This is a genomic window from Actinomadura sp. NPDC048955, from assembly GCF_040649435.1.
In the GTDB taxonomy this organism is placed as follows: Bacteria; Actinomycetota; Actinomycetes; order Streptosporangiales; family Streptosporangiaceae; genus Spirillospora; species Spirillospora luteofluorescens.
Genome location: NZ_JBEZJI010000010.1, coordinates 71,460 through 95,902, shown reverse-complemented (window position 1 = coordinate 95,902; position 24,443 = coordinate 71,460). Strand labels below are relative to the sequence as shown.

The following is a 24,443-nucleotide window of genomic DNA, read 5'->3' as shown; positions in this document are numbered from 1 at the left end:
CCAGGTGGAGTTGTGCAAGTCGAAGACTGACCGCCCCCGCCCGGTGTATCCCGAAAGCAGGAGGAGAATCTCAGCGCCGTCGGGGGGCGGCGCTGCCCAGGGGAGGGGACAGCGATGACGGACGCCCGCGGCCACGGGCCCGAGAACGGCGCCGGCCGGCCCGCGGCGCGCCGGGACCGGCGCGAGCAGACCCGCGCCGCCCTGCTCGCCGCCGCCGAGCGCCTGTGGGCCGAACGCGGCATCCACGGCGCCTCGCTCGACGACATAGCGGCGGCCGCGGGCCTCACCAAGGGCGCCGTCTACTCCAACTTCGCCGGCAAGACCGACCTGCTGCTCGCCCTGATGGAGCGCATCACCAGCGCCCGCACCCGGACCGACGTCTGCGACGAGCTCCGCGCCGCCGCCGAGGACGCCGACCCCACGGGCCGCCCGTCCCGCCGCGACACCGACGAGGCCCCCCGCCGCCTGGCCCTGCTCCTGGTCGAGTTCTGGCTCTACGGCATGCGCGACTACGCCGCCGGCTGGCGCATCGCCGACTGGTACGCCGAGCGCCGCGCCCAGCTGGCCCGGGAACTGGAGCCGGCCGACGGTCCCGCGCCCGGCGGGCTCGCCGCGTGCGACCGCGCCACCCTGACCATGGCCCTCGACTTCGGCCTGGCCTTCCAGCACCTCCTCGACCCCGTCCGGGTCCCCGCCGACCTGTACAGCACCGGCAAGACCCTGGTTCAGGGCCGCCCCCGGCCCTGAACCACCGGCGTACCGGTCAGGGGGTGGCGATGGGGACGATGTCGGGGGCGCCCCTGCGGTGGGCGTCGGCCTCCTGGTCGTCCTCCTGGGTCTGCGAGGCGCGCTCGGCCTCGACGCGCTTGCGGTAGTACTCGATCTCGCGGTCGCGCTGCTTCTTGGACCAGCCGAGGACGGGCGCGAGGAGGTCGGCGGCCTCCTGGGCGACGCCGACGCCCCGGTCCCAGGTCTCGATGGAGATGCGGGTGCGGCGGGCGAGGACGTCGTTGAGGTGGCGGGCGCCCTCGTGGGTGGCGGCGTAGACGACCTCGGCGCGCAGGTAGTCGTCGGCGCCGCTCAGCGGCTTGGCGAGGTCGGGCTTGTCGGCGATCAGTTCGAGCAGGTCGTCCAGGAGCGTCCCGTAGCGGCGCAGGAGGTGCTCGATCCGGGCGACGTGCAGCCCCGAGCGCGAGGCGAGGCGGTGCCGGGCGTTCCACATGGCCTGGAACCCGTCGCCCCCGACGAGCGGGATGCGGTCGGTGCAGGACTCGGCGACCTTGCCGTCGAGGCCGTGCGCGACGGCGTCGATGGCGTCCTTGGCCATGACGCGGTAGGTGGTGTACTTGCCGCCCGCCACCAGGACGAGGCCCGGGACGGGGTGCGCGACCACGTGCTCGCGGGAGAGCTTCGACGTCTCCTCGGTCTCGCCGGTGAGGAGGGGGCGCAGGCCCGCGTAGACGCCCTCCACGTCGTCATGGGTGAGCGGGGTGGCGAGGACGGAGTTGACGTGGTCCAGGACGTAGTCGATGTCGGCCTTGGACGCGGCTGGGTGGGCCCTGTCGAGGTCCCAGGCGGTGTCGGTGGTGCCGATGATCCAGTGGCGGCCCCAGGGGATCACGAAGAGCACCGACTTCTCGGTGCGCAGGATGATCCCCGTGGCGGAGTGGATGCGGTCCTTCGGCACGACCAGGTGGATGCCCTTGGACGCCTTCACGTGGATCTGGCCGCGGCCGCCGACGAGCTCCTGGATGTCGTCCGACCACACGCCGGTGGCGTTGACGACCTGCTTGGCGCGGACCTCGCTGGTCGTGTTGCCCTCGAGGTCGCGGATGCGCAGGCCGGTGACGCGCTCCCCCTCGCGCAGGAAACCCAGGCACTGGGTGCGCGAGGCGATCTGGGCGCCGTACTCCGCGGCCGTCCGCAGCGCGGTCATCACGTAGCGGGCGTCGTCGACCATCGCGTCCCAGTACTGGATCGCGCCGGTGAAGGCGTCCTTGCGCAGGGACGGCGCGAGGCGCAGCGCCCCGCGGCGCGTCAGGTGCCGGTGGTGCGGGACGCCGCGGGTGCTGCCCATCTGGAAGGCGAGGAGGTCGTAGAGGGCCACGCCCGCCCCGAAGTACGCGCGTTCCCACACGCGGTGCGTGGTCGGCAGCATGAAGGGGACGGGCTGCACCAGGTGCGGCGCGATCTGCTGGAGCAGCAGCGCGCGCTCGGTCAGCGCCTCCCGGACCAGGTCGAAGTTGTACTGCTCCAGGTACCGCAGGCCGCCGTGGATCAGCTTGGACGACCGCGACGACGTGCCGGACGCGAAGTCGCGGGCCTCGACCACCGCCACCGACAGGCCCCGGGTGGCCGCGTCCAGCGCCGCGCCCGCGCCGACGATGCCGCCGCCGACCACGACCACGTCGAACTCCTCGCGGGCCATGCGGTCGAGCGCTGCGGCGCGCTCGGCCGGGCCGAGCCGCGAGCTCCCAAGGCCGGTCACCGGTGATCCCGTCATCGCGCATCCCCCCACAGCGGTTCGGTTTCCGAACGGTTCTTACCCAAGAGTAAGGACCGGTTCACACCGAGATGCGAATGAACGGACGTGGGGTGGCTCTCAGTCGGTGGACTGGCCGGGGGCCACGACGACCTGGACCCGCTGGAACTCCTTCAGCTCCGTGTACCCCGCGGTGGCCATCGAGCGGCGCAGCGCCCCGATGAGGTTCATGGAGCCGTCCGCGACATGGGACGGGCCGTGCAGGATCTGCTCCATCGTCCCGATCGTCCCGATCTCGATGCGGGTGCCGCGGGGGACGTCGCCGTGGTGGGCCTCGCTGCCCCAGTGGTAGCCGCGCCCCGGCGCCTCGGTGGAGCGGGCGAACGGGGAGCCGACCATCACCGCGTCGGAGCCGCAGGCGAACGCCTTCGCGAGGTCGCCGCTGTTGACCATGCCGCCGTCGGCGATCACGTGCACGTAGCGGCCGCCGGACTCGTCCATGTAGTCGCGGCGGGCCGCGGCCACGTCGGCGACCGCGGTCGCCATCGGGACGGCGACGCCGAGGACCGTGCGCGTCGTGTGCCCGGAGCCGCCGCCGAACCCGACCAGCACGCCGGCCGCGCCGGTGCGCATCAGGTGCAGCGCCGCGGTGTAGGTGGAGCAGCCGCCGACGATCACGGGGACGTCGAGGTCGTAGATGAACTGCTTGAGGTTCAGCGGCTCGGCGCGCCCCGACACGTGCTCGGCGGACACGGTGGTGCCGCGGATCACGAACAGGTCGACGCCGGCGTCGATCACGGCCTTGTGGAACTGGGCGGTGCGCTGCGGCGACAGCCGCGCCGCGACGGTGACGCCCGCCTCGCGGACCTCCTGGATCCGGCGGCCGATCAGCTCCTCCTTGATCGGCTCGGAGTAGATCTCCTGGAGCCGCTGGGTGGCGCGGACGTCGTCCAGCGAGGCGATCTCGGCGAGCAGCGGCCCGGGGTCGTCGTAGCGCGTCCAGAGCCCTTCGAGGTCGAGCACGGCCAGCCCGCCGAGCCGCCCGACCGCGATCGCGATCGCGGGGCTGACGACGCTGTCCATCGGCGCCACGACCAGGGGCATCTCGAACCGGTAGGCGTCGATCTGCCAGGCGACGCTGACCTCCTCGGGATCACGCGTCCGGCGGGACGGCACGATGCCGATGTCGTCGAAGGCGTACGCCCGGCGGCCGCTCTTGCCACGGCCGATCTCCACCTCAGCAGCCACTGCGCGCTTCCTCCACGTGATCCGGTCTTCCCGCGGGCGCGGGATCGAGCCCCGGAAGAGCTTACGTCAGTCAGCGGCCCTGGTAGTTGGGGGCCTCCACCGTCATCTGGATGTCGTGCGGGTGGCTCTCGCGCAGGCCCGCGACGCTGATGCGCATGAGCTTGCCGCGCTCCTGGAGCTCGGGGACGGTGCGGGTGCCCGCGTACCACATCGACTGGTGGAGCCCGCCGACGAGCTGGTGCGCGACGTTGGCGAGGGGCCCCCGGTAGGGGACCTGGCCCTCGACGCCCTCGGGGATCAGCTTCTCCTCGGCGTTGACGTCGGCCTGGGCGTAGCGGTCCTTGGAGTAGGAGGCGCCGCGCTCGCGGTTGCGCATCGCGCCGAGCGAGCCCATGCCCCGGTAGGACTTGTACTGCTTGCCGTGGACGAAGATCAGCTCGCCCGGGGACTCCTCGACGCCCGCGAGCAGGCTGCCGAGCATCACGGTGTCGGCGCCCGCGACGAGGGCCTTGGCGATGTCGCCGGAGTACTGCAGGCCGCCGTCCCCGATCACCGGGACGCCCGCCGCCTTCGCCGCGCGGGCCGCCTCGAAGATCGCGGTGATCTGCGGCACGCCGACCCCGGCGACGATGCGGGTGGTGCAGATGGAGCCGGGGCCCACGCCGACCTTGATCGCGTCGGCGCCCGCGTCCACCAGCACCTGGGCGCCCGCCTCGGTGGCGACGTTCCCGCCGACGACCTGGACGGACGAGTTGCCCTTGATCGCGGCGATCGTGTCGGCGACGCCCTTGGAGTGGCCGTGCGCCGTGTCCACGATGATCACGTCGGTGCCGGCCTCGATGAGGGCGCGGGCGCGGCGCAGGGCGTCCTCGCCGACGCCCACGGCCGCGGCGACGAGCAGGCGGCCGTCGGCGTCCTTGGTGGAGTCGGGGTACTGCTCGCTCTTGGTGAAGTCCTTGGTGGTGATCAGGCCCTTGAGCCGGCCCTCGCCGTCGACGAGCGGGAGCTTCTCCACCTTGTTGCCCGCGAGCAGGCGGAACGCCTCCTCGCGCGAGACGTCCACCGGGGCGGTGATGAGCGGCATCGCCGTCATGACCTCGCGGACGGAGCGCGACAGGTCGGTCTCGAAGCGCATGTCGCGGTTGGTCACGATGCCGACCAGCACGCCGCGCACGTCGGTGACCGGCACCCCGGAGATCCGGTAGCGGGCGCACAGCGCCTCGACGTCGGCGAGCGTGGCGTCCGGCAGGCAGGTCACCGGATTGGTGATCATCCCGGCCTCGGAGCGCTTCACCCGGTCGGCCTCAGCGGCCTGCTCCTCGATCGACATGTTGCGGTGCAGCACGCCGATGCCGCCCTGGCGCGCCATCGCGACCGCGGTGCGGGCCTCGGTCACGGTGTCCATCGCCGCCGAGACGAGCGGGATCCGCAGCGAGATCTCGCGGGTCAGCCGGGTCGTGGTGTCGGCCTCGCCGGGCTGCAGGTCGGAGTAGCCCGGCAGCAGGAGCACGTCGTCGAAGGTCAGGCCCTGCGGGAGGAACTTGTCGGGCTCGGCGGCGGGGTTCATGACAACCTTCCCGTGGTGGTGGCGGCATCGGGCCAGGTCACGAGCGACCCTGTCCCCATGGTAGGGGCTGAGCCCGCGGCCGGGCGGGCTTTGCTGGCGGCGGTCACGTGGTGTTGATGACATCTGCCAACACGCCGGGCGGTCCTCCGCATTCCCCTCCGCGTTCCCCTCCGTGCCCGCACGCTTCGCGCCCGTTCGCGCACGGAGGAGGCCGGGGGGTGCACCTCCCGGGGCCTCGCGCAGTAGCGTGGGTACGTGCACGACGATGCTCCGCTCGACCCGTTCGCCGGAGATCCGGAGGATCCGGCGGCGGCGCTCGGCGACCCGGGCGACGAGACCGCTCCGCTCAGTGTGACGGAGCGGGAGGACGTGCTGGCCGACCTCGCCGACCTGGAGGTCTTCCGGGCCCTGCTGGAGCCGCTCGGGGTGCGGGGCCTCACGGTCGACTGCGGCGACTGCGGCAAGATGCACTACATCGACTGGGAGCTGCTGCACGGCAACCTGCGCCACCTGCTGGACGAGGGCCTCCCCCGCGTGCACGAGCCCGCGCTGTCCCCCGATCCGGTCGACTACGTCAGCTGGGAGTACGCCCGCGGCTACGTTGACGGCGTGATCGACAGCGAAGAGGGCCGCGACGAGAACTGACCGCGCGGGCGCGCACCCGGCCTGACGCGGCGGGCGCGCACGCCGCGGCCGTCAGTCGCCGGTCGGACGGTTCTGGTACTCGAGGGCGCGCTTGCGGGCGATCCGGCGCAGGTCGTCGAGGCGGGGCCTCGGGTCGGCCGTCGGCCGCGCCTCGGGACTCTCCACCGGCTCCGCGAACATCGTCGGGGCCTCCTGCCTGAGGGGAGGACGGCGCGGCAGGTGCCGGGGGGAGGGCCCCTCCGGGCGCCGCCTGAGCTGCCGGTTCTCCCCGCGCTCAGGGTCGCCGGACGGCGTGCGCGCCGCGGGACGTCCCGCCTCCGGGGCCGGGCGCGCGGGCGGCCGCGGCCTCCGGCGGATGCCGGCGGCCGTGTCGGCCGCGCGGTCCGCCTCCTCCACCACGCCGGAGGCGCTCGGCGCCGGGGAGGCGGTGGTGCGTTCGGTGACGCCGCCTCCCGCGGCCGCGACGCCGCTGCTGGCGAGGACGGCGCCGGCCACGCCCAGGGCCACGATGGTGCGCGGCCCGCGGCGGCGCGGGCCGGGGCCCGAGGGGGCGGGCGGGCCGGGGGCGTCGCAGGCCTGCTCGTCGACGTCGACGATCAGGGCGCGCAGGAGCCGCACCGCGGGGTCGCGGTCGTCGTCCGGCGGGGCGGCGGGGCGGGCCCCGGCGGGCGCCTCCGCGGGGCCGGCGGCGGGACCTTCAGCGGGGCCCGCGGAACCGGCAGCGTCCCGCGCCGCCAGCGCCTCGAAGAGCGCGTCGGTACGGCGCACGGCGGACAGGTCCACGGGCGGGACGGCGGGCGGGCGGGACGGCGGAGCCTGCGCCGGAGCGTCGCCGGAGCGGGCGGGCTCGTCCGGATCCGGGGCGCCCCGCAGGCCGGTGAGGGGGCCGCGCTCCGTCAAGCGATCGACTCCTCTCTGGCCATCGCACGGAGCCGGGCCAGGGCCCGGTGCTGCGCGACCCGTACCGCCCCCGCGGACATGCCCAGCACATTACCGGTCTCCTCCGCCGACAGGCCCGCGACGACCCGCAGCAGCACCAGCTCGCGCTGGTGCTCGGGAAGCCGGGTGAGCAGGTCGCGGGCGCGCTGCGCCTCGATGTAGCGGACCACCGTCTCCTCGGGGCCCGGGCGGTCGTCCGGACCGTCCGGCAGGTCCTCGGTGGGCACGGCGGCGCGGACCGCGCTGCGCAGCGCGTCCGCGATCTTGTGCGCGGCGATGCCGAAGACGAAGGACGCGAACGGCCGGCCCATGTCCCGGTAGCGGGGAAGGGCCGACAGGACGGCGATGCAGACCTCCTGCGCCACGTCGTCGGCGATGTGGTACTGCCCGGAGACCCGGCCGAGCCGGGCCCGGCAGTACCGCACGATCATGGGGCGCACCTCGGCGATGAGGACCTCGATGGCGCCCGGATCGCCCTGCACGGCGAGATGGGTCAGCTCCCTGAGGTCGCCGTCGCCGGAGTCCGCGGCACGCAGCGCCCGCGCCGAACGGGCGGGGTCGCGAGGCGAGGGAGGGGCGGGCCCGTTCGAGGGGGCGGCGGCGCGCGCGGTCACGGTCCCGGCGAAGCATCCCTCGGTCACGTCAAGCATGATGCCCAGCACCCCCGGGCGTGTCTCCACTGTCCTCTACAACGGAATGGTCACAGTGCGGGAGCGAACCTGGAGTTACTACGCGTCGTGGTCATCGCGCTGCCGGGCGTGGCGGACTTTTCCATGGCGGGACCCCGGACGCGGCGAGACCCCCGCCCGGACGGACGGGGGTCTCGCCTACGCTCTCCCGGCGGGACGGGCCCGCCGGGTCGGCCGATCTCAGTGGCCGTGACCGTGGCCGTGGCCGTGACCGCCGCCGGCGGCCTCCTCGGCCTCCTCCGGCTTGTCGACGACGAGCGCCTCGGTGGTGAGCAGCATGCCCGCGATGGAGGCGGCGTTGGTGACCGCCGAGCGGGTGACCTTCACCGGGTCGATGACGCCCTGGGCGATCAGGTCGCCGTACTCGCCGGTGGCGGCGTTGTAGCCGTGCCCGGCCTGCAGCTCCTCCACCTTGGAGACGACGACGTAGCCCTCCTGGCCGGCGTTCTCGGAGATCCAGCGCAGCGGCTCGGGCAGCGCGCGGCGGACCGCCTCGGCGCCGGTGGCCTCGTCGCCGGACAGGCCGAGGGCGCCGAAGCCCTCCTTGGCGACGTGCACCAGGGCGCTGCCGCCGCCGGAGACGATGCCCTCCTCGATGGCCGCGCGGGTCGCCGAGATGGCGTCCTCCAGGCGGTGCTTCTTCTCCTTCAGCTCCACCTCGGTGGCGGCGCCGACGCGCAGCACGCAGACGCCGCCGGCCAGCTTGGCCAGGCGCTCCTGCAGCTTCTCGCGGTCCCAGTCGGAGTCGCTGTTCTCGATCTCCACCTTGATCTGGTTGATCCGGGCGGAGACCTCGTCCGCCGCACCCTCGCCGTCGACGACGGTGGTGGCGTCCTTGGTGACGGTGATCCGGCGGGCGCGGCCGAGGTCCTCCAGCCCGATCGAGTCGAGCTTGAGGCCGATGGCCTCGCTGACGACCTGGCCGCCGGTCAGGGTGGCCATGTCGCCGAGCATCGCCTTGCGGCGGTCGCCGAAGCCGGGGGCCTTCACCGCGACGGACAGGAAGGTGCCGCGGATCTTGTTGGCCACCAGCAGCGCCAGGGCCTCGCCCTCGACGTCCTCGGCCACCACGAGCAGCGGCTTCTTGGTCTGGGCGACCTTCTCGGCCAGCGGCAGGAACTCCTGCACGTTGGAGATCTTGCCGTCCACGATCAGCACGTAGGCGTCCTCCAGGACGGCCTCCATGCGCTCGTGGTCGGTCACCATGTGCGGCGACAGGTAGCCCTTGTCGAACTGGAGGCCCTCGGTGAACTCCAGCTCGAGGCCCATCGTGTGGGCCTCCTCGACGGTGATGACGCCGTCCTTGCCGACCTTCTCGAACGCCTCGGCGATCAGCTCGCCGATCTGCGGGTCCTGCGCGGAGATGGTCGCGACGTGCGCGATCTCGCCCTTCTCCTCGACCTCGCGCGCCGTCTTCAGCAGCTGGTCGGAGACGTACTGGGCGGCCGCGTCGATGCCGCGCTTGAGGGCGAGCGGCGAGGCGCCGGCCGCCACGTTGCGGGTCCCTTCGCGGACCAGCGCCTGCGCGAGGACGGTCGCCGTGGTGGTGCCGTCGCCCGCGATGTCGTTGGTCTTGGTCGCCACTTCCTTGGCGAGCTGGGCCCCGAGGTTCTCGTAGGGGTCCTCCAGCTCCACCTCGCGGGCGATGGTGACGCCGTCGTTGGTGATCGTCGGCGCGCCGAACTTCTTGTCGATGACGACGTTGCGGCCGCGCGGGCCGATCGTCACCTTGACGGCGTCCGCGAGAGCGTTGACGCCGCGCTCAAGAGCCCGGCGAGCGTCCTCCTCGAACTCCAGGATCTTCGCCATGCGGATACTCCTCTTTCACGCGATCCGCCCCGGCGGGCCGCCCGAAGGCGGCGCCGACCGGGGCGGGTGCATCACGTCTCGGTGATTACTTCTCGATGACCGCGAGCACGTCGCGGGCCGAGAGGACGAGGTACTCCTCGCCGTTGTACTTGACCTCGGTGCCGCCGTACTTGCTGTAGAGCACGACCTCGCCGACCTTGACGTCGACGGGGACGCGCTCGCCCTTGTCGTCGACGCGACCCGGACCAACGGCAAGGACGGTGCCCTCCTGGGGCTTCTCCTTGGCGGTGTCCGGGATCACCAGGCCCGACGCGGTGGTGGTCTCGGCCTCAAGCGGCTGGACGACGATGCGGTCCTCAAGCGGCTTGAGAACAACCTTGGTGGCGGTCGTCACGATCTGACCTCCCCTTCGATTGGTCCTCGGCCGGCCATGGATGACCGACCAGCACATGTGACAGAAGAGGCGACCCTGGACCGGCCTGCCGTCGCGGGTGCCAGACCGACCTTCGTCGCTGTAGTTGGCACTCTACCCTTGAGAGTGCCAACCGCGAGACTATTCCGTGCCCGTTGGCCCGTCAACACGGACACGAGCCCGCCCCGCGGCCGTCTCCGGACGTTCACCGGCGGCCGGCCACCGGCCCTGCCGCTAACTTCCACCCTATGGACATCGCGGCGTTCCGGGCCCTGCACACTCCCTCCGGCCAGGCGCTCCTCCAGGAGGCGGCCGAGGCGGACGTGAGCGAGGACGGCCTGCTCGCCACGGCGTCGCGGCTGCGCGAGCGGCACGATCCGCCGCTCGTGGCCGCCGCGCTGACGCAGGTCCGGTTGCGGAGAAGGGCCCGGGCCAAGTTCGGCGCCGAGGCCGACCGCATGTACTTCACGCAGGCGGGGCTTGAGCAGTCGACCCGCGCGAGCGTGGCGGCCTACCGCGCCGGACGGTTCGCCGACCGGCTGCCCGCCGGGCGCGTGCTGGAGCTGGGATGCGGGATAGGCGCCGACCTCATCGCCCGAGCGCGCGCGGGCCTGGCCGGAGTGGGCGTGGAACTGGACCCGTTGACCGCTGAGGTGGCCCGCGCCAACGTGGCGGTCTTCGGGCTGGACGGCCTGGCCTCCGTACGGGTCGGGGACGCCACCAAGGAGGATCCGTCCGGATTCGACGCGGTTTTCGCCGACCCTGGACGTCGCACCACACGGGGCCGCGTCTTCGATCCCCGCTCTTATGAGCCGCCGTTCGACGTCGTCCTGGCCATGGCCGGCCAGGCGCCCGCGGCCTGCGTGAAGGTCGCGCCGGGCATCCCGCATGAGGCCGTCCCGGACGACGCAGAGGCCGAGTGGGTCTCGGTCGGGGGTGACGTCAAGGAGGCGGCCCTCTGGCTGGGCGGGCTGGCCGGCGACGTGCGGCGGCGAGCCACCCTCCTCTCGTCCGACACCCACCTCTCGGATAGAGGGCCCCAGGTGTGGACCCTGACTCCTCAGGGGCCGGACGTCCCAGACGTACGGGCGTGGGGCCGTTACCTGTACGAGCCTGACGGCGCCGTGATCCGGGCCCACTTGGTCGGCGAAGTCGCGGATTTGGTCGACGGCGGCCTGGCCGACCCCCACATCGCCTACGTCACGTCCGACGAGCTGCGCCCGACGCCCTTCGCCTCCGCCTACGAGGTGGAAGACGTGATGCCGTTCTCCGTGAAGCGGCTGCGCGCCGAGCTGCGCCGCCGCGAGATCGGCGTGCTGACCGTCAAGAAGCGCGGCTCCGCCGTCGACGTCGACCGGCTCCGCCGCGACCTCGGCTTCGGGGGGCGCCGCGCGGGACGCGGCGCCCGGGAGCTGACCCTCGTGGTGACGCGCGTGGGACGGGACCCCGTCGCCCTTCTGACGCACGCCGTCCCCGGGAGCTGACCGGCCGGCCGGCGGGGCCTGACCCGCCCGGAACGGGCGCCGTCCGGCAACCCTGCCCAAAGATCTTCCACTCGGCGCCGCAACGCCAAGCGGGAGGGGGCGACGCGCCACGGCGGTGCAAATCATCGCCGCATTCCGGCATTGCGCGCACCAGGGATTGCGGCCGCCCGGCAAGGGCGCGGCGCGGCGCGAAAATCGGCGCGGCGAGATCAACCGGCGCGAGAACACCAAGACAGGTTCACCGGGCGGGCCACCGGCTCCCCAAAAGCCCTCCCGAAAAGGCCGGGAACGCGCCCCGCCGCATGACGTCCGCCGCACACGCGTCGGGCCGCCGTAGCCGCCCGCGCGGTTCGGGAACTGCCGATGTTGGACGAGATGTACGGACAGAACGGCACCCGGAACGCCGGACCCGTCCCGCACCGCCCGCCGGCGTCCACCCCCTCTATCCCCCCAAGAAGGGCAATGACCGCAAAGCGCGTAACTCGCCATGCATTCGGCGGTATCTCACTATTCCACCTAGTCGGATAACAGGCGCATTCCGCAGAACTCGCAATCTTCTCTGCTACCCGTTTTAGCCGCGCTCTACACGCACTACAGTGGCCACTCCAGAGATTCATTTGCCGTGCGTCATTTCGTCGCGCCGGCACACGAAGGAGCATCGGGTGGAAACGAATCACAACTTCCTGCAGACGGGGGGTCAACCGGTCTCGGATCGGATGCGGGAGTTGCTCGCCCGTGCGGCGCAGGACCACGTCTACGAACAGCGCTCACAGGGGCAGGTCCTGGACGAGATCCGCCAGCGCCTTGAAGGCATGGAGTGGCTTCTCCGCGAGGTCCGGGAGCGGGAGCTCACCGGGCTGACCGGACAGATCGAGAGCGTCCGAGGTCAGGTCGACGACCTGTCCGGCAAGCCCCCTGAATGGGCCGAGGGCCTGGCCGAGCACATCGAGGCGTTCGGCGAGCGGGTCAAGCCCGTCGCCGAACTGCCCGCGCTGTGGGCCGACGTCGGCGTGGTGGCCGAGAACGTCGACGAGGGCCTGACCCGCATCCAGGCCGTCCTCGACTCCGCGCAGCAGATCACCGACGCCACGCAGCAGGCGTCGCAGCGCATGGACGAGATGACCAAGCGGCTGGACAAGCTCCAGGGCAGCATGGAGGCCGCGTCCGTCCGCTTCAACCGGCTCGACAAGTCGCTCGCCGAGCTCGGTCACCGGTCCGAGCGGCTCGAACACTCGGTCAACGGGGTCACGTCACGGGTCGACCAGGCGCTCGGCGAGATGGCCGAGCGGATGGAGCAGGGCCTCGAGGCGGTCAACGGCCGGGTCGAGGGCGTCGGCGGCCGCCTCGACGGCCTCGACGGGCGGCTGGACGGCGTCGACGGCCGCCTCGAAGGGGTGTCGGGCAAGCTCGGCGGGCTGGACGGCCGGTTCGAGAGCGTCGACGGACGCCTCGACGGGCTCGGCGAGCGGATCAACCGGCTGCCCGCCACCCTGGAGATCGCCGAGGTGCACCGGCTGCTGGCCGAGCTCGCGCAGCGCCCGGCGGCCGAGTACGGCGACCGGTTCGACGCGCTGGAGAAGCACCTGGCCGAGGCCGTCGACCCGCTGATCGAGGAGCTGCGCGCCCGGCCGGACCGCGACGAGGTCAAGGCCACCATGTCGCAGATCGCCGAGACCGCCTACAGCGACGTCGCCAAGCGCATGGACGAGTTCTCCCGCAGGTTCGAGGACGTGCACGACGACGTCCGCAAGCGCATCGAGACCATCCACGAGGAGGTCACCAAGCGGGTCGACGGAGCGCTGGAGGAGTTCACCACCCAGGTCGACATCGTCTCCCGCCGGGTCGAGTCGGTGCACGCCGACGTCGCCAAGCAGGTGGAGTCCGTGCACAGCGAGGTGTCGCGGCAGGTCAGCGGCGTCCACCACGACTTCGGCAAGCGGATCGGCGACATCCACGAGGACGTCACGCGCCAGGTCGGCAGCATCCACGACGACGTCGCCAAGCAGGTCGGGACCATGCAGGAGGACGTCGCGCGCCAGGTCGGCGGCGTCCAGGCCGAATTCGCGCGGAAGGTGGAGACCATGCAGGACGAGGCCGCGCGCCGCGCCGACGCGGCGGCGGCCGACTTCGTCAAGCGCTTCTCCCACGTCGAGGACGAGGTCGGCCGGAAGATGGACGGTGTCCACGACGATGTGTCCAAGCAGGTCAACGCGGTGCACGAGGACGTGCTGAAGCGGCTGTCCACCCTGGAGGAGACGATGCTCGCGCTCGCCGAGGCGCTGCTGCGTCCCCGCCGCGAGGCCAAGGACTGACGAGCGTCCGGGTGGGGCCGGCGCGGGCCCCACCCGGCATCCAGATCCCTCCCGGTATCCGCGGCATTCGTCCCGCGAACCGCCGGGACGACCGAAGATGCTTCCTTCATGTCACCCCGATGACGTGCGTTTTGTTACTTTCCGTCTTCGCAAAATCACTCCCAATACCCTTCGGAATCCGTTTTCATGGATCAGGTGACCCACCTTCCGGCTCCCTGCCTGCCGACCGGCGTCCCGCCCGGGCACACCACCCTGCGATGGGTGGAGGAGTGCCTCGGCAAGGGCGCCGAGGTCCGCATGGTGCGGCCCCTCGCCGGCGGCTCCGCCCACGCCAACCACGCCCTCCTCGTCGAGAGCCGCTCCGGCGAGGCCCATCACCTCGTCCTGCGCCGCTGGACCACCCGAGAGGCCGCCCCCCGCCACTGCTACGGCGACGCCGAGTTCTCCCCCGAGCGGGAGATCGCGGCGCTCGCGCTGCTCGCCGGCTGCGAGGTCCCCGCACCGTCCCTGGTCGCCGCCGACCCGTCGGGCGCCTACTGCGACGTTCCCGCCCTGCTCATCACCCGGCTCCGGGGCCATCCGCCGCGCCCGTCCCCCGACGACCTGCCCGAGTACCTGATCCAGCTGGCCGCCGCGCTGCTGTCGGTGCACGAGCTGAACGGCGCGTCCACGATGCCGCCGTACGTCCCGCACAACCGCCTCGACGTGCGGCTCCCGCCCAAGCACGCGCTCCGCCCCGACCTGTGGGAACGCGCCTTCGAGGTCGCCGCCCGGCCCGCCCCGGAGGCGCCCGCCCGGTTCATCCACCGCGACTACGACGCCGACAACACGCTGTGGTCCTACGGCGGGCTCACCGGCATCGTCGACTGGTCGGACGCCTCGTCCGGCCCCATCTCCGTCGACATCGCCTGCATGCGCCGCGGCCTGGCGCTGCGCTACGGCGCGTCCGTCGCCGACCGCTTCCTGTGCTCGTTCGACCAGGTCTCCGGCGGCCACGCGCACGACCCGTACTGGGACGTCCGCGCGCTCCTCGACCTGCTCCCCGAAGACGACGCCCGCCTGGTCGACGAGCCCCAGGTCCCCCTCTACGAGGACTACCTCGACAGGCTCCTCGCCCAGTGCTGAGGCGCGGCGGCGCGCGCGTTCAGGGCACGAGGACGGCCTCGATCGGGAGGCTGGAGTCGGCGGGCAGTTCCAGGTCGGACGGGCCGATCCCGGAGGCCACCAGCTCCGAGCCCAGGGCGGCGACCATGGCGCCGTTGTCGGTGCACAGCTTCGGCCGCGGGACCCGCAGGTGGACCCCGGCCGCCGCGCACCGTTCCGCGGCGAGGGCGCGCAGCCGCGAGTTGGCCGCGACGCCGCCGCCGATCAGCAGGTGGTCGACGCCGTTGTCCTTGCAGACCTTCAGCGCCTTCTGCGTCAGGACGTCCACGACGGCCTCCTGGAAGGACGCGGCGACGTCGGCGACCGGGACGGGCTCGCCCGCGCGCTCCTTCGCCTCGACCCAGCGCGCCACGGCCGTCTTCAGGCCGGAGAACGAGAAGTCGTAGGTGCCGTCGTTGTACTTGCCGCGCGGGAACGCGATCGCGGCCGGGTCGCCCTCGCGGGCCATGCGATCGATGACGGGCCCGCCCGGGAACCCGAGGTCGAGGACCCGGGCGACCTTGTCGAACGCCTCGCCCGCCGCGTCGTCCACCGTGCTGCCCAGGGGCCGGACGTCGCCCGCCACGTCCGGGACCAGCAGCAGGGACGAGTGGCCGCCCGAGACCAGCATCGCCACGCACGGCTTCGGCAGCGGGCCGTGTTCGAGCTGGTCGACGCACACGTGCGCGGCCAGGTGGTTGACGCCGTAGAGCGGCTTGCCGAGCGACAGCGCGTACGCCTTGGCGGCGGCGACGCCGACCATCAGCGCGCCCGGCAGCCCCGGGCCCGCGGTCACCGCGAACGCGTCCACGTCGGTGAACGCCACCCCGGCGTCCGCGAGCGCGCGTTCGACGGTCGGCCCCATCGCCTCCAGGTGCGCGCGCGACGCGACCTCCGGCACGACGCCGCCGAACCGGGCGTGCTGGTCCACGCTGGAGGCGATCGCGTCCGCCAGCAGCGTGTGCCCGCGCACGATCCCGACCCCGGTCTCGTCGCAGGACGTCTCGATGCCGAGCACCAGTGGCTCGTCCCGAATCACGTGAGTCTCCCTGTCTCCCCGTTCGCCCTGTCTTCCCGTCCGTCCCCAGGGCTCCTTGTTCCGCTCCGGCTCAGTCGGGCCTGGTGAAGCCCATGGGCGGACGTTCGCGGAGCTTGCGGCACATGACGATCGCGTCCACGTCCGAGGGCTGGTAGTAGCGCTTGCGGATGCCGACCCGCTCGAAACCGAACCGCTCGTAGAGGCGGTGGGCGGCGTCGTTGTCGGCCCGGACCTCCAGGAACACCGACTCGCTGCCGCGCCGGACGGCCTCCTCCAGCAGGGCGGTGAGCAGCACCGCGCCGATGCCGCCCTTGCGGCGGTCCGCGCGCACACCGATGGTCTGCACGTCGGCCTGCCCGCCCGCCGCGGCCAGCCCCGCGTAGCCGACGATCTCGCCGCCGGGCGTCTCCGCGACGACGTAGTACCGGGTGCGCGGCTGGTCGGCGAGCTCGCCGGCGAGCATCTCCTCGCTCCAGGTGTCCTCCGGGAACAGCACCCGGTCGAGGCGGTGGACGGCCGGAAGGTCCGCACCGGTCATGGGCCGCAGGACGACGTCGCTCACGCCGGCGTCACCTTCTTGCGGGGGCCCGGCTCCTTCGCGTCGGGCCGGCGCAGGTAGAGGGGCTCCGGCGGCAGCAGCTCGGGCCCCTTCAGGCCCGACAGCCGAGCGACGGCGAGCTCCGCCAGGGCGCTCGCGGTGGGCAGCAGCGGCTCGTGCCCGGAGCCTCCGAGGACCTCCGGGTACAGGGCCGCGCCCTCGCCCACGACGGGCAGCCCCTCGGGCGCGCCCTTCAGCACGTCCGCCGCCGGGCCCACGGCGGGCTCGGTGGCGCGGAACCGCGCCGAGTCGTAACGCGCCCAGTAGACCTCCTTGCGGCGGGCATCGGTGGCGACGGCGAACGGCCCTTCGCGCTTCGTGGCCCAGGCCATGATGTCGAGCGTGCAGACGCCGTGCACGGGAACGCTGAGGGCCTCGCCCATCGCGCGGGCGGTGACCAGCCCGACCCGCAGGCCCGTGTAGGGCCCCGGCCCGACGCCGACGGCGATCGCACTGAGATCGTCGGGGGCCGCCCCCGCCTCCGCCATCACTTCCGCGATGGACGGGGTGAGCAGCTCGGTGTGGCGCCGCCGGTCGACGGCCTCCGCCAGGCCGCGCGGCACCGCGCCCTCTCCCGGGGTCCACTCGTACAGCGCCACGGTGATCGCGGCGGTCGCGGTATCGAAAGCCAAGACCAGCACGGGTTGTAAGCCTACCGGCCACGGGCGCGGACTGGTCCGGCTCTCGCCCAGGCGGGCTCGCCCCGGCTCAGGAGCGGCTCGGCCGGCTCAGGAGCGGCTCAGGGCGGTGACGACGGCCTTGGTGACATCGGTGGCGCCGCCGGTGGCGGCGTCCGACGACAGCGGATCGCCCTTGTCCGAGCCCGAGTAGTGCACGGTGACCAGGACGTTGGCGACCCGGACGTTGCCGACGGCCTCGCCGGAGCCCTGGTTGTCGTCGACGCTGTAGACGATGTAGCCCTCGTCGCCGACGCCGGTCAGCCGGATCTTGTCGGTGAGCTTCTGCCCGGCCAGCAGCGCCTTGCCGGACTCGTCGGCGGTCCGCTCGGTCGCGAACGTCTTGCGGGCGGCGTCCGTCGGGGAGGCCGCGGCCCCGGCCGCGATCGCGCGCAGCTCGATCGTGAGCTGCCGCCTCTTCTCGCCCGCGTAGGCGCCCCACACGCACTGGTTCTGCTGGTCGTCGCCCTGGTAGTTGTCGGCGTCGGTGCGCTCGGACTCGGGCGCCAGCCGGCCGATCAGGTCGTCGCCGACGATCGTGCAGGAGTCGGGGACGGCGGTGCGCTCGCCCTTGGCCGCCGGGGCGTTGTCCGTGGCGCCGCTGCCGACGACCTGGCCGGCGCTCTTGTCGCCGCTCGCGCCGACGCCGGTCAGGACGGCGAACGCCGCGAGCCCGCAGACGGCGACGCCGACGACCGCGCCGCCGAGGACGACGGCCCAGCGCCGCCCGGTGCGGCGCTCGCGCGCCACCCGGTGGCTGCCGCTGCGGTAGCCGGCGCCGCCGCGGTGGGTGCCGCTCCCCGTCCGGTATCCGCCGCTCTCGGTGCGGTAGTCGGCGCTGCCGGCCCCCTGGCCGGTACCGGTCTCGTACGGGCCGGTCTCCCGCTGGTACGGGCCGCTGCCCGGCCGGCCCGACGAGTAGCGCCCGTACGGGTCCTCGCCCGCGCCGTATCCACCGCCGTCCGGCCGGTAACCGCCGCCTGATCCCTGGCCACCGCCCGACGCGCGATAGCTGTCGCGGTAATTCCCGCTGCGATGGCTGCCACTCACCGGCCCCACTCCCGTTCGGATTGATATGTCGCGAAGGTGAGGTTCGTTCCGGCAAAGAGTACGACATCAAGCCGTAAAATGGACCAACCAGCCAGGCAAAAACCGTAGAAGTTGCCAGTCCAAGATCATTCAGGGCCGAGCGCCAGGTCGGACCAGCGATCACCGACCCCGACGATCCTTACCTCGCGCCCCTCTCCCGGCCCGTCCCCGCGAGAAATGATCACTTCCAGCCGGTCCTCGGCGAGGCCTTCGGCGAGCCCTTCTCCCCATTCCACGATCGTCACCGATTCCGCGATCGACGCGTCCAGATCGAGATCGTCGAGCTCCGCGAAACCGCCCAGCCGGTAGGCGTCCACGTGCACCAGCGACGGGCCGCCCGCCAGCGACGGATGCACCCGCGCGATGACGAACGTGGGCGAGGTGATCGGGCCCCGCACCTTCAGCCCCTCGCCGATGCCCTGCGTGAGGGTCGTCTTGCCCGCGCCGAGGTGGCCCGTCATCACGAGCAGGTCGCCCGCCCGCAGCAGCCCGGCCAGGCGCAGCCCGAGCTCGCGCATGTCCTCGGCGGTCGGGACGGTGACGGTGACGGCGTTCACGCGGTGCGCTCCTCTTCCTCTTCCTCGTAGGCGGGACGGACCCGCTCGACCAACCGGCGCAGCCCCCCGGTCACCACGCCCGGGTACTCCAGAGGCAGCACGTGCCCGGCCTCCTCCACCTCGACCAGTTCCGCGTCCGGCAGCGCCGCGGCGATCCGGCGGGCGTGCTCCGCGGGGGTCAGCCGGTCGCGGCCGCCCGCCAGGACGAGCATCGGCACCCCGCCGAGCACGTCCAGGCACCCGATCTTGTCGTGCGCCATCAGCGCCGGGTAGTACTCCGCGATCACGTCGATCGGCGTCTCCCTGATCATCTGCTCCAGGAAGCCCACCACGGACGGGCTGACGTACTTGTCGGCGAACGCCATCTTCCGCGTGACGACGAACGCCAGGTCGGCGCCCAGCCCGCGGGCCTTCTCGACCAGCTCCGCGCGGCGGCCGAGGCCGCGCAGCGTCCCCGGGGCGAGCGGCCGGACGGCCTTGGCCAGCACCAGGGGCAGCCCCAGCGTCATCTCCCCCATGTCGCCGCAGGAGGTGTTCACCAGCGCCACGCCCACGACCCGCGACCCGAACAGCTCGGGATGCCGGTCCGCCAGCGCCATGATCGACATGCCGCCCATGGAGTGCCCCACGAGGACGACCGGACGATCCGGCGGGACGGCCGCCTCCAGCACCGCGCGCAGGTCGTCGCCGGTCTGCTCGATCGTCGCGTCCCCGGGCCCGCCGCGTCCCGAACGGCCGTGGGCGCGCTGGTCCCAGAACACCAGCCGCAGCGAACCCCGCAGGTCGCGGCGCTGGTAGTGCCAGGAGTCCTGGTTCAGGGTGTAGCCGTGGCAGAACACGACGGTGAGGGCGGCGTCGTCGGGCCCGTCGACCTCCACGTGCAGCGGGACGCCGTCGTCCGCCCGGACGGACATCTCCCGCCCGCGCAGCTCCCCGAAGGGCTCGGCCGCGTCGGGGTCCGGGCGCAGCCGCACCCGGCCGACGGCGAAGCGCCGCAGCCCGACCGCCGCGCCCACCCCCGCGGCGCCCACGCCCGCGACGACGCCGGCGACACCGATCCTGCGCCTGTTCCTGCTGTCCATGACCGCGCCCCCTACAGCCCCCCTCCCGGGTACGCCCTCGGTACCCGGGCTCCGATGCGGGTGACGATCTCATACGAGATCGTCCCCAGCGCGTCCGCCCACTCCTGCGCGGTCGGCTCGCCCCGGTCGCCCGGGCCGAACAGGATGATCTCGTCTCCCGCCGCGAGCGGGTCGTCGCCGAGGTCGACGACGAACTGGTCCATGCAGACCCGCCCGGCGATCGTCCTGCGGCGCCCGCCCGCGAGGACCTCCAGCACGTTGGACCCGTGCCGCGGGATCCCGTCCCCGTACCCCACGGGCACCACGGCCAGGGTGGTCTCCCGCTCGGTGCGGTAGGTGTGACCGTACGACACTCCGCTACCGGCCGGAACCCGCTTGACCAGCGCCGCGTCCGCCACGAGCGTCATAGCGGGCCGCAGGCCGAACCCGCCGAGCGCCGGCACGGGGGTCAGCCCGTACGTCGCGATGCCGGGCCGGACGAGGTCGAACCGCGCCTCCGGCAGCGTCAGCGCCGCCGCCGAGTTCGCGATGTGCCGCACCTCGAACCGCGCCCCCGCCTTCTCCGCGTGCGCGACCATCTCGGTGAACGCGCCGAGCTGCGCCGCGATCGAGGGATGGCCGGGCTCGTCCGCGCAGGCGAAGTGCGACATGACCCCCGCCACCCGCACGTGCCCCGTGGCCTCCGCCTTGAGCGCCGCCTCGACCAGCGCCTCCCAGTCGTCGCCCCGCGCGCCCCCGCGCGACATGCCCGTGTCTGCCTTGAGGTGGATCCGCGCCTCGCGCCCGGCCCGCTCCGCCGCCCGGACGACCTCGTCCAGCAGCCAGACCGCCCCGACGGTCAGGTCCACGTTCCGCGCGACGGCCTCCTCGTAGGGCTCCCCGGGAACCCCCAGGCAGACCAGCGTCCGAACGGAGACGCCCTCGTCCCGCAGACGCAGCGCCTCGGCCAGCTTCGCGACGCCCAGCCAGGACGCCCCGCCGGCGAGCGCGGCCCGGGCGGCCTCCACCAGCCCGTGCCCGTAAGCCTCGGCCTTCACCATGGCCATCACCTCGGCGCCCCCCGCGCGCTCGCGCAGCACCGAGACGTTGTGGCCGATGGCACCGAGATCGACCCGTGCCTCCGCAGGAACCCTCATGGTCACCCAGTCTGCCGTCCCCGACGCCCTGCCCGCGCCTCATCCCCCAGGTCACGGCCAGAACGCCCCCTCAAGAGCGCCCCCGGGCGCCCCTGTGTCCTATAAGACGCAAATGCCCGATCCCAGGTTCGACCGCACGGGTCGCAGGGGGCGCTAGCCCTGGGCGGACACCGCCCTGAAGGCGGCGGGAAGGGCTTCGATCACGTCCTGGGCGCTGATGGGGGCCTCGGGGCCGGGGGCCGGGGCCGAGGCCAGGCGGGCGGCGAGGCCGTGGAGGTAGGCGCCGGCGGCGGCCGCGTCGAGGGCGGGCATACCGCCGGCGAGGAGGGCGCCGATCAGGCCGGACAGGACGTCGCCCGTGCCGGCGGCGGCCAGGCGGGGGGTGCCGGTCGGGTTCACGCGGACGGGGCGGTCCTGCTCGGCGACCAGGGTCGTGGAGCCCTTGAGCAGGACGGTCGCGGAGAGTTCGGCGGCGGCGCGGCGGACGTGGTCGAGGCGGGCGGCCTCGATGTCCTCGCGGGCGGCGGCGACGAGGCGGGACAGCTCGCCCGCGTGCGGGGTGAGGACGGTCGGGGCGGCGCGGCGCAGCAGATCGCGGCGGCGGGCCAGGACGGTGAGGCCGTCGGCGTCCACCAGCACGGGCAGGTCGGTGGTGAGGACGGCCTCCAGCAGCGCCTCGGCGGCGTCGCCGGTGCCGAGGCCGGGGCCGGCGACCCAGGCCTGGACGCGTCCGATGCGCTCCAGGACCCGCGCGTCGTGGCGACCCGGCTCGATGACGGTGGTGACCACTTCGGGCCAGCGCTGCCGGACGAGCTCGACCGGGCGGGCCACCGAGGCGAAGCGGACCATTCCGGCGCCGCCGCGGACGGCGCCGCCGGCGCTGAGGACGGCGGCGCCGGTGAACTGGTCGCCTCCGGCGAGGATGCCGACGACTCCGCGGCGGTACTTGTCGGACTCGGGGCGGGGCTCGGGCGGGGCGATGTCGGCGGGCCGGGCCGCGACGACGTCGGGGTCGGGCAGGTCGGGGCCGAGCCCGATGTCGACCAGCTCGACCACGCCGCAGCGGGCCGCGCCCGGGTCGATGAGCAGGCCCGGCTTGTGCGTGCCGAAGGTGACGGTGACGTCGGCGTGCACGGCCGCGCCCTCGACGCGCCCCGTGCTCGCGTCCACCCCGCTCGGGACGTCGCAGGCGACCACGAGCCCGGCGGACTCGGAGGCGAGCGCGGCGTACCGGGCGTGCGGCTCGCGGAGGCCGCCGGTGCCGCCGATGCCGGTCAGGCCGTCGATGATCAGGTCGGCGCCGGCGATCGCGGCCTCGGCGCCGGAGTCCAGCAGGCGGCCGCCGGCGGCGCGCAGGTCGGCCAGCCCGCCCGGATGGATCGTGGACCCGGCCTGGACGGCCCGGACGCGGGCGCCGCGCCGGGCGAGGCGGGCCCCGGCGTACAGGGCGTCCCCGCCGTTGTCGCCACCGCCGACCAGCAGGACGACGCGGGCGCCGTACACGGCGGGCAGGAGGTGCGCGCAGACCGAGGCCAGCCCGGCGGCGGCGCGCTGCATCAGGGCGCCGTCCGGGAGCCGGGCCATGAGGGCCCGCTCGGCCGCCCGGACCTTGCCGACCTCGTGCGCGTACCTCATCCGCCGCTCCCCAAGTCGATCACACACTTAGAGTGCCACGTGGGGACCGTCCGCAACCTCCGGCGGAGGTGATCACAAGTTGCACCGCAAGTTTCGGTGTCATGTGCGTAAAAGAATCATCAGCCGTAGAATCTTGGTCCACCGGTCCGATGTATTCGCGCCGCGACCCCCCGGTGCGGCAGAATGCGCCCAGATCAGTCCGCCGGGACTGGAGAGGCCCGAGCAATGAGCACTTCCCGAGGTCCCTCCGTCCGGCAGCGGCGGCTGGCCGCCGAGCTCCGGAGACTGCGCGAGCGCAGAGGCCTGACCGGAGACGAGGTCGCCGAACGGCTCGCCTGGTCCACAGCCAAGGTCAGCCGGATCGAGAACGCGCGGACCGGCGCGAAGATCGGCGATGTGCGGCGGCTGCTCGATCTGTACGAGATCGACGGCGCGCGGCACGACGACCTGATCGCCCTGGCGCACGACGCCGCCCAGCGGGGCTGGTGGGAGGACTACCGCGACCTCCCGAGCCCACTCGCGAACTTCATCGCGCTGGAGTCCGAGGCCACCGCCGCCCGGGAATGGGGCAGCACGGTCATTCCCGGGCTCCTGCAGTCGGAGAGCTACGCCCGAAATGTGATCGGTGGCTGGAGTGACCTGGCCACCCTGCCTCCGCAGGAACTCGAACGCCGGCTGGACGTGCGAATGCGGCGGCGCGAACTGCTGGACGGGCCCACTCCGCTGGAACTGTCGGCGATTATCGACGAGGCGGTTCTGCGGCGCCGCATCGGCGATCACAAGGTGATGCGCGAGCAGCTCGAACATCTGTACCAGATGACCGAGCGGCCGAACGTGAACGTACAGATCTTGCCGTTGGACATAGCACACTCGGTGTTGGCTGAATCGTTTATCCTTCTAGAATTCTCTTCGGTGCACGACATCACCTTTCCTGATATCGTTCACACGGAATCCCTGACGATCAGCCACTTCGCGGATGAAGCCGTCACCTATATGTACCGGCTCGCCTATTCGAGTCTGTCCCGGCAGGCGCTGGACGCCGCGGAATCGCGGCGGCGCATAGCCGAGGTCAAAGAGGCGTGGTGACGGTCCGCCAAGGGGCTCAATCCTTGTGAAAGGCACCGAGTGTCCTCTTTTGTCACTCCTGTACCTCAATGGAGGAAAAGCGCCTACTGCGGGGCGAGCAACACCTGCGTCGAGATCGCCACACTGGTCGATTCATCCCGTTTTATCGGGGCGCGAGACGCGAAGTACGGCACGCAGAGCCCGGTCCTGTCCTTCTCCCAGTCGGAATGGCGGGAATTTCTCAAGCGGGCAAAGAAGGGTGATTTCGACCTGGGTTGCTGACCCGGCGCCGACGCGCCGTCCGGCCCCGTCCGCACAGGGCGGCGCGGGGCCACGACGCAGGGGCCGGGTCCACCGCTGACCCGGCTCGTCGCCCTCCCACCCGGCACTCTGCAACTACCTCGCCACGCCTGTCACACGGGTACCGCGCCACCCGGACGTGATCAGGCGTTTTTTGCGATCTTGTTACCGTGTGCTTGAGCACCGGCAGCGCGGCCGCGGGCAATGCAACTTTCAATGCAGGGAGCCGGAATGAGTTTCCAGGGGACACCGCCCGCCCGATGGAGAAAGAGCGCTCGATGCGGCGCCAGCAACGGCTGCGTCGAGGTCGCACGGCGCGGCGGGGACGCCATATCCGTACGCGACACCGAGGACACCGCGACGATCCTGTCGTTCCGGCCCGACGAATGGCGCAGGTTCACGGAGGAGGCCAAAGGCGGCCGTTTCGACCACCCGCTGAAATAGTCACTGCAACTTGCATCGCCGGAGAGATTTCCAACCGGCCGGAGAATTGCGATCAGCGGGAGCGGATGCGCGCCAGCGCAGGATATGCCAC

23 protein-coding genes are annotated in these 24,443 nt (G+C 72.8%); 8 read left to right on the top strand and 15 right to left on the bottom strand.

Features of this window, described 5'->3' with window-relative positions; all coding sequences use genetic code 11:
• Nucleotides 1-114 precede the first annotated feature (114 nt).
• Nucleotides 115-747: a helix-turn-helix domain-containing protein gene (locus tag AB0C84_RS13215; protein ID WP_361064921.1), complete on the top strand. Its 633-nt coding sequence runs from the start codon at nt 115-117 to the stop codon at nt 745-747.
• A 16-nt stretch (nt 748-763) separates the two neighbouring features.
• Here the strand turns inward: AB0C84_RS13215 and AB0C84_RS13210 are convergent, their stop codons facing one another.
• The 3 genes from AB0C84_RS13210 to guaB all read right to left on the bottom strand — a co-directional run bounded on the left by AB0C84_RS13210 (nt 764) and on the right by guaB (nt 5,297).
• Nucleotides 764-2,503, bottom strand: coding sequence for a glycerol-3-phosphate dehydrogenase/oxidase (locus AB0C84_RS13210; protein WP_179845996.1), 1,740 nt, complete (start codon nt 2,501-2,503; stop codon nt 764-766).
• A 99-nt stretch (nt 2,504-2,602) separates the two neighbouring features.
• The gene (locus tag AB0C84_RS13205; protein ID WP_361065112.1) at nt 2,603-3,718 is read right to left on the bottom strand and encodes a GuaB3 family IMP dehydrogenase-related protein; all 1,116 of its coding nucleotides are present in this window, start codon (nt 3,716-3,718) and stop codon (nt 2,603-2,605) included.
• A gap of 82 nt (nt 3,719-3,800) precedes the next feature.
• Entirely contained in the window at nt 3,801-5,297 is a 1,497-nt protein-coding gene (gene guaB / locus AB0C84_RS13200) for an IMP dehydrogenase (protein ID WP_179845995.1), read from the bottom strand.
• Nucleotides 5,298-5,552: 255 nt separating this feature from the next.
• Between guaB and AB0C84_RS13195 the strand changes: the two genes are divergently transcribed.
• Nucleotides 5,553-5,942 carry a DUF5319 domain-containing protein gene (locus AB0C84_RS13195; protein WP_179845994.1) on the top strand — a complete coding sequence of 130 codons (390 nt, stop codon included), beginning with the start codon at nt 5,553-5,555 and terminating at the stop codon, nt 5,940-5,942.
• A gap of 51 nt (nt 5,943-5,993) precedes the next feature.
• Here the strand turns inward: AB0C84_RS13195 and AB0C84_RS13190 are convergent, their stop codons facing one another.
• From AB0C84_RS13190 to groES, 4 genes are all read right to left on the bottom strand, one after another.
• Nucleotides 5,994-6,842, bottom strand: a complete 849-nt coding sequence (locus tag AB0C84_RS13190; protein WP_361064916.1) for a hypothetical protein — start codon at nt 6,840-6,842, stop codon at nt 5,994-5,996.
• Complete coding sequence (locus AB0C84_RS13185) at nt 6,839-7,417, bottom strand: sigma-70 family RNA polymerase sigma factor (RefSeq protein ID WP_179849625.1); 579 nt, start codon at nt 7,415-7,417, stop codon at nt 6,839-6,841. Before AB0C84_RS13185 ends, AB0C84_RS13190 begins: the two co-directional genes overlap by 4 nt.
• A 333-nt stretch (nt 7,418-7,750) precedes the next feature.
• Nucleotides 7,751-9,379 carry a chaperonin GroEL gene (gene groL, locus AB0C84_RS13180; protein WP_179845992.1) on the bottom strand — a complete coding sequence of 543 codons (1,629 nt, stop codon included), beginning with the start codon at nt 9,377-9,379 and terminating at the stop codon, nt 7,751-7,753.
• 85 nt (nt 9,380-9,464) lie between these two features.
• Nucleotides 9,465-9,776: a co-chaperone GroES gene (groES, locus tag AB0C84_RS13175; protein ID WP_200841863.1), complete on the bottom strand. Its 312-nt coding sequence runs from the start codon at nt 9,774-9,776 to the stop codon at nt 9,465-9,467.
• Between the two features lie 263 nt (nt 9,777-10,039).
• Between groES and AB0C84_RS13170 the strand changes: the two genes are divergently transcribed.
• The 3 genes from AB0C84_RS13170 (at nt 10,040) to AB0C84_RS13160 (ending at nt 14,712) form a co-directional block, all read left to right on the top strand.
• Entirely contained in the window at nt 10,040-11,275 is a 1,236-nt protein-coding gene (locus AB0C84_RS13170) for an SAM-dependent methyltransferase (RefSeq protein ID WP_361064913.1), read from the top strand.
• A gap of 662 nt (nt 11,276-11,937) precedes the next feature.
• Nucleotides 11,938-13,587 (top strand): hypothetical protein, encoded by a 1,650-nt coding sequence (locus AB0C84_RS13165; protein WP_258943825.1) that lies wholly within the window; start codon nt 11,938-11,940, stop codon nt 13,585-13,587.
• Nucleotides 13,588-13,782: 195 nt separating this feature from the next.
• A complete protein-coding gene (locus tag AB0C84_RS13160) occupies nt 13,783-14,712 on the top strand; it encodes an aminoglycoside phosphotransferase family protein (protein WP_361064909.1) in 930 nt (309 codons plus the stop codon).
• Nucleotides 14,713-14,731: 19 nt separating this feature from the next.
• Here AB0C84_RS13160 and tsaD read toward each other — a convergent pair whose 3' ends face one another.
• The 8 genes from tsaD to AB0C84_RS13120 form a co-directional block, all read right to left on the bottom strand.
• The gene (gene tsaD, locus AB0C84_RS13155) at nt 14,732-15,769 is read right to left on the bottom strand and encodes a tRNA (adenosine(37)-N6)-threonylcarbamoyltransferase complex transferase subunit TsaD (protein ID WP_258943823.1); all 1,038 of its coding nucleotides are present in this window, start codon (nt 15,767-15,769) and stop codon (nt 14,732-14,734) included.
• 70 nt (nt 15,770-15,839) lie between these two features.
• The gene (rimI, locus tag AB0C84_RS13150) at nt 15,840-16,331 is read right to left on the bottom strand and encodes a ribosomal protein S18-alanine N-acetyltransferase (protein ID WP_361064906.1); all 492 of its coding nucleotides are present in this window, start codon (nt 16,329-16,331) and stop codon (nt 15,840-15,842) included.
• Complete coding sequence (gene tsaB / locus AB0C84_RS13145; protein WP_258943821.1) at nt 16,328-17,008, bottom strand: tRNA (adenosine(37)-N6)-threonylcarbamoyltransferase complex dimerization subunit type 1 TsaB; 681 nt, start codon at nt 17,006-17,008, stop codon at nt 16,328-16,330. Before tsaB ends, rimI begins: the two co-directional genes overlap by 4 nt.
• Before the next feature lie 87 nt (nt 17,009-17,095).
• Nucleotides 17,096-18,094, bottom strand: a complete 999-nt coding sequence (locus AB0C84_RS13140; RefSeq protein ID WP_361064902.1) for a hypothetical protein — start codon at nt 18,092-18,094, stop codon at nt 17,096-17,098.
• A 125-nt stretch (nt 18,095-18,219) separates the two neighbouring features.
• Nucleotides 18,220-18,651 (bottom strand): tRNA (adenosine(37)-N6)-threonylcarbamoyltransferase complex ATPase subunit type 1 TsaE, encoded by a 432-nt coding sequence (gene tsaE / locus AB0C84_RS13135; RefSeq protein WP_179849621.1) that lies wholly within the window; start codon nt 18,649-18,651, stop codon nt 18,220-18,222.
• 35 nt (nt 18,652-18,686) lie between these two features.
• Entirely contained in the window at nt 18,687-19,772 is a 1,086-nt protein-coding gene (locus tag AB0C84_RS13130) for an alpha/beta hydrolase (RefSeq protein WP_361064899.1), read from the bottom strand.
• Nucleotides 19,773-19,783: 11 nt separating this feature from the next.
• Nucleotides 19,784-20,908, bottom strand: a complete 1,125-nt coding sequence (alr, locus tag AB0C84_RS13125) for an alanine racemase (RefSeq protein WP_361064896.1) — start codon at nt 20,906-20,908, stop codon at nt 19,784-19,786.
• Nucleotides 20,909-21,061: 153 nt separating this feature from the next.
• Nucleotides 21,062-22,543, bottom strand: a complete 1,482-nt coding sequence (locus AB0C84_RS13120; protein WP_361064893.1) for an NAD(P)H-hydrate dehydratase — start codon at nt 22,541-22,543, stop codon at nt 21,062-21,064.
• 225 nt (nt 22,544-22,768) lie between these two features.
• Between AB0C84_RS13120 and AB0C84_RS13115 the strand changes: the two genes are divergently transcribed.
• From AB0C84_RS13115 to AB0C84_RS13105, 3 genes are all read left to right on the top strand, one after another.
• A complete protein-coding gene (locus AB0C84_RS13115; RefSeq protein WP_361064890.1) occupies nt 22,769-23,629 on the top strand; it encodes a helix-turn-helix transcriptional regulator in 861 nt (286 codons plus the stop codon).
• A 39-nt stretch (nt 23,630-23,668) separates the two neighbouring features.
• Nucleotides 23,669-23,890 carry a DUF397 domain-containing protein gene (locus tag AB0C84_RS13110; RefSeq protein ID WP_258944776.1) on the top strand — a complete coding sequence of 74 codons (222 nt, stop codon included), beginning with the start codon at nt 23,669-23,671 and terminating at the stop codon, nt 23,888-23,890.
• A gap of 249 nt (nt 23,891-24,139) precedes the next feature.
• Nucleotides 24,140-24,352, top strand: a complete 213-nt coding sequence (locus AB0C84_RS13105) for a DUF397 domain-containing protein (protein ID WP_361064887.1) — start codon at nt 24,140-24,142, stop codon at nt 24,350-24,352.
• Nucleotides 24,353-24,443: the final 91 nt, after the last annotated feature.

What these genes read in the sequence shown, in the direction of transcription:
- AB0C84_RS13215 (WP_361064921.1), top strand. Translation starts at nt 115, where the DNA reads ATGACGGACGCCCGCGGCCACGGGCCCGAGAACGGCGCCGGCCGGCCC.
- AB0C84_RS13210 (WP_179845996.1), bottom strand. Translation starts at nt 2,503, where the DNA reads ATGACGGGATCACCGGTGACCGGCCTTGGGAGCTCGCGGCTCGGCCCG.
- AB0C84_RS13115 (WP_361064890.1), top strand. Translation starts at nt 22,769, where the DNA reads ATGAGCACTTCCCGAGGTCCCTCCGTCCGGCAGCGGCGGCTGGCCGCC.
- alr (WP_361064896.1), bottom strand. Translation starts at nt 20,908, where the DNA reads ATGAGGGTTCCTGCGGAGGCACGGGTCGATCTCGGTGCCATCGGCCAC.
- groL (WP_179845992.1), bottom strand. Translation starts at nt 9,379, where the DNA reads ATGGCGAAGATCCTGGAGTTCGAGGAGGACGCTCGCCGGGCTCTTGAG.
- AB0C84_RS13170 (WP_361064913.1), top strand. Translation starts at nt 10,040, where the DNA reads ATGGACATCGCGGCGTTCCGGGCCCTGCACACTCCCTCCGGCCAGGCG.
- AB0C84_RS13130 (WP_361064899.1), bottom strand. Translation starts at nt 19,772, where the DNA reads ATGGACAGCAGGAACAGGCGCAGGATCGGTGTCGCCGGCGTCGTCGCG.
- tsaE (WP_179849621.1), bottom strand. Translation starts at nt 18,651, where the DNA reads ATGCGCGAGCTCGGGCTGCGCCTGGCCGGGCTGCTGCGGGCGGGCGAC.
- guaB (WP_179845995.1), bottom strand. Translation starts at nt 5,297, where the DNA reads ATGAACCCCGCCGCCGAGCCCGACAAGTTCCTCCCGCAGGGCCTGACC.
- AB0C84_RS13120 (WP_361064893.1), bottom strand. Translation starts at nt 22,543, where the DNA reads ATGAGGTACGCGCACGAGGTCGGCAAGGTCCGGGCGGCCGAGCGGGCC.
- AB0C84_RS13105 (WP_361064887.1), top strand. Translation starts at nt 24,140, where the DNA reads ATGAGTTTCCAGGGGACACCGCCCGCCCGATGGAGAAAGAGCGCTCGA.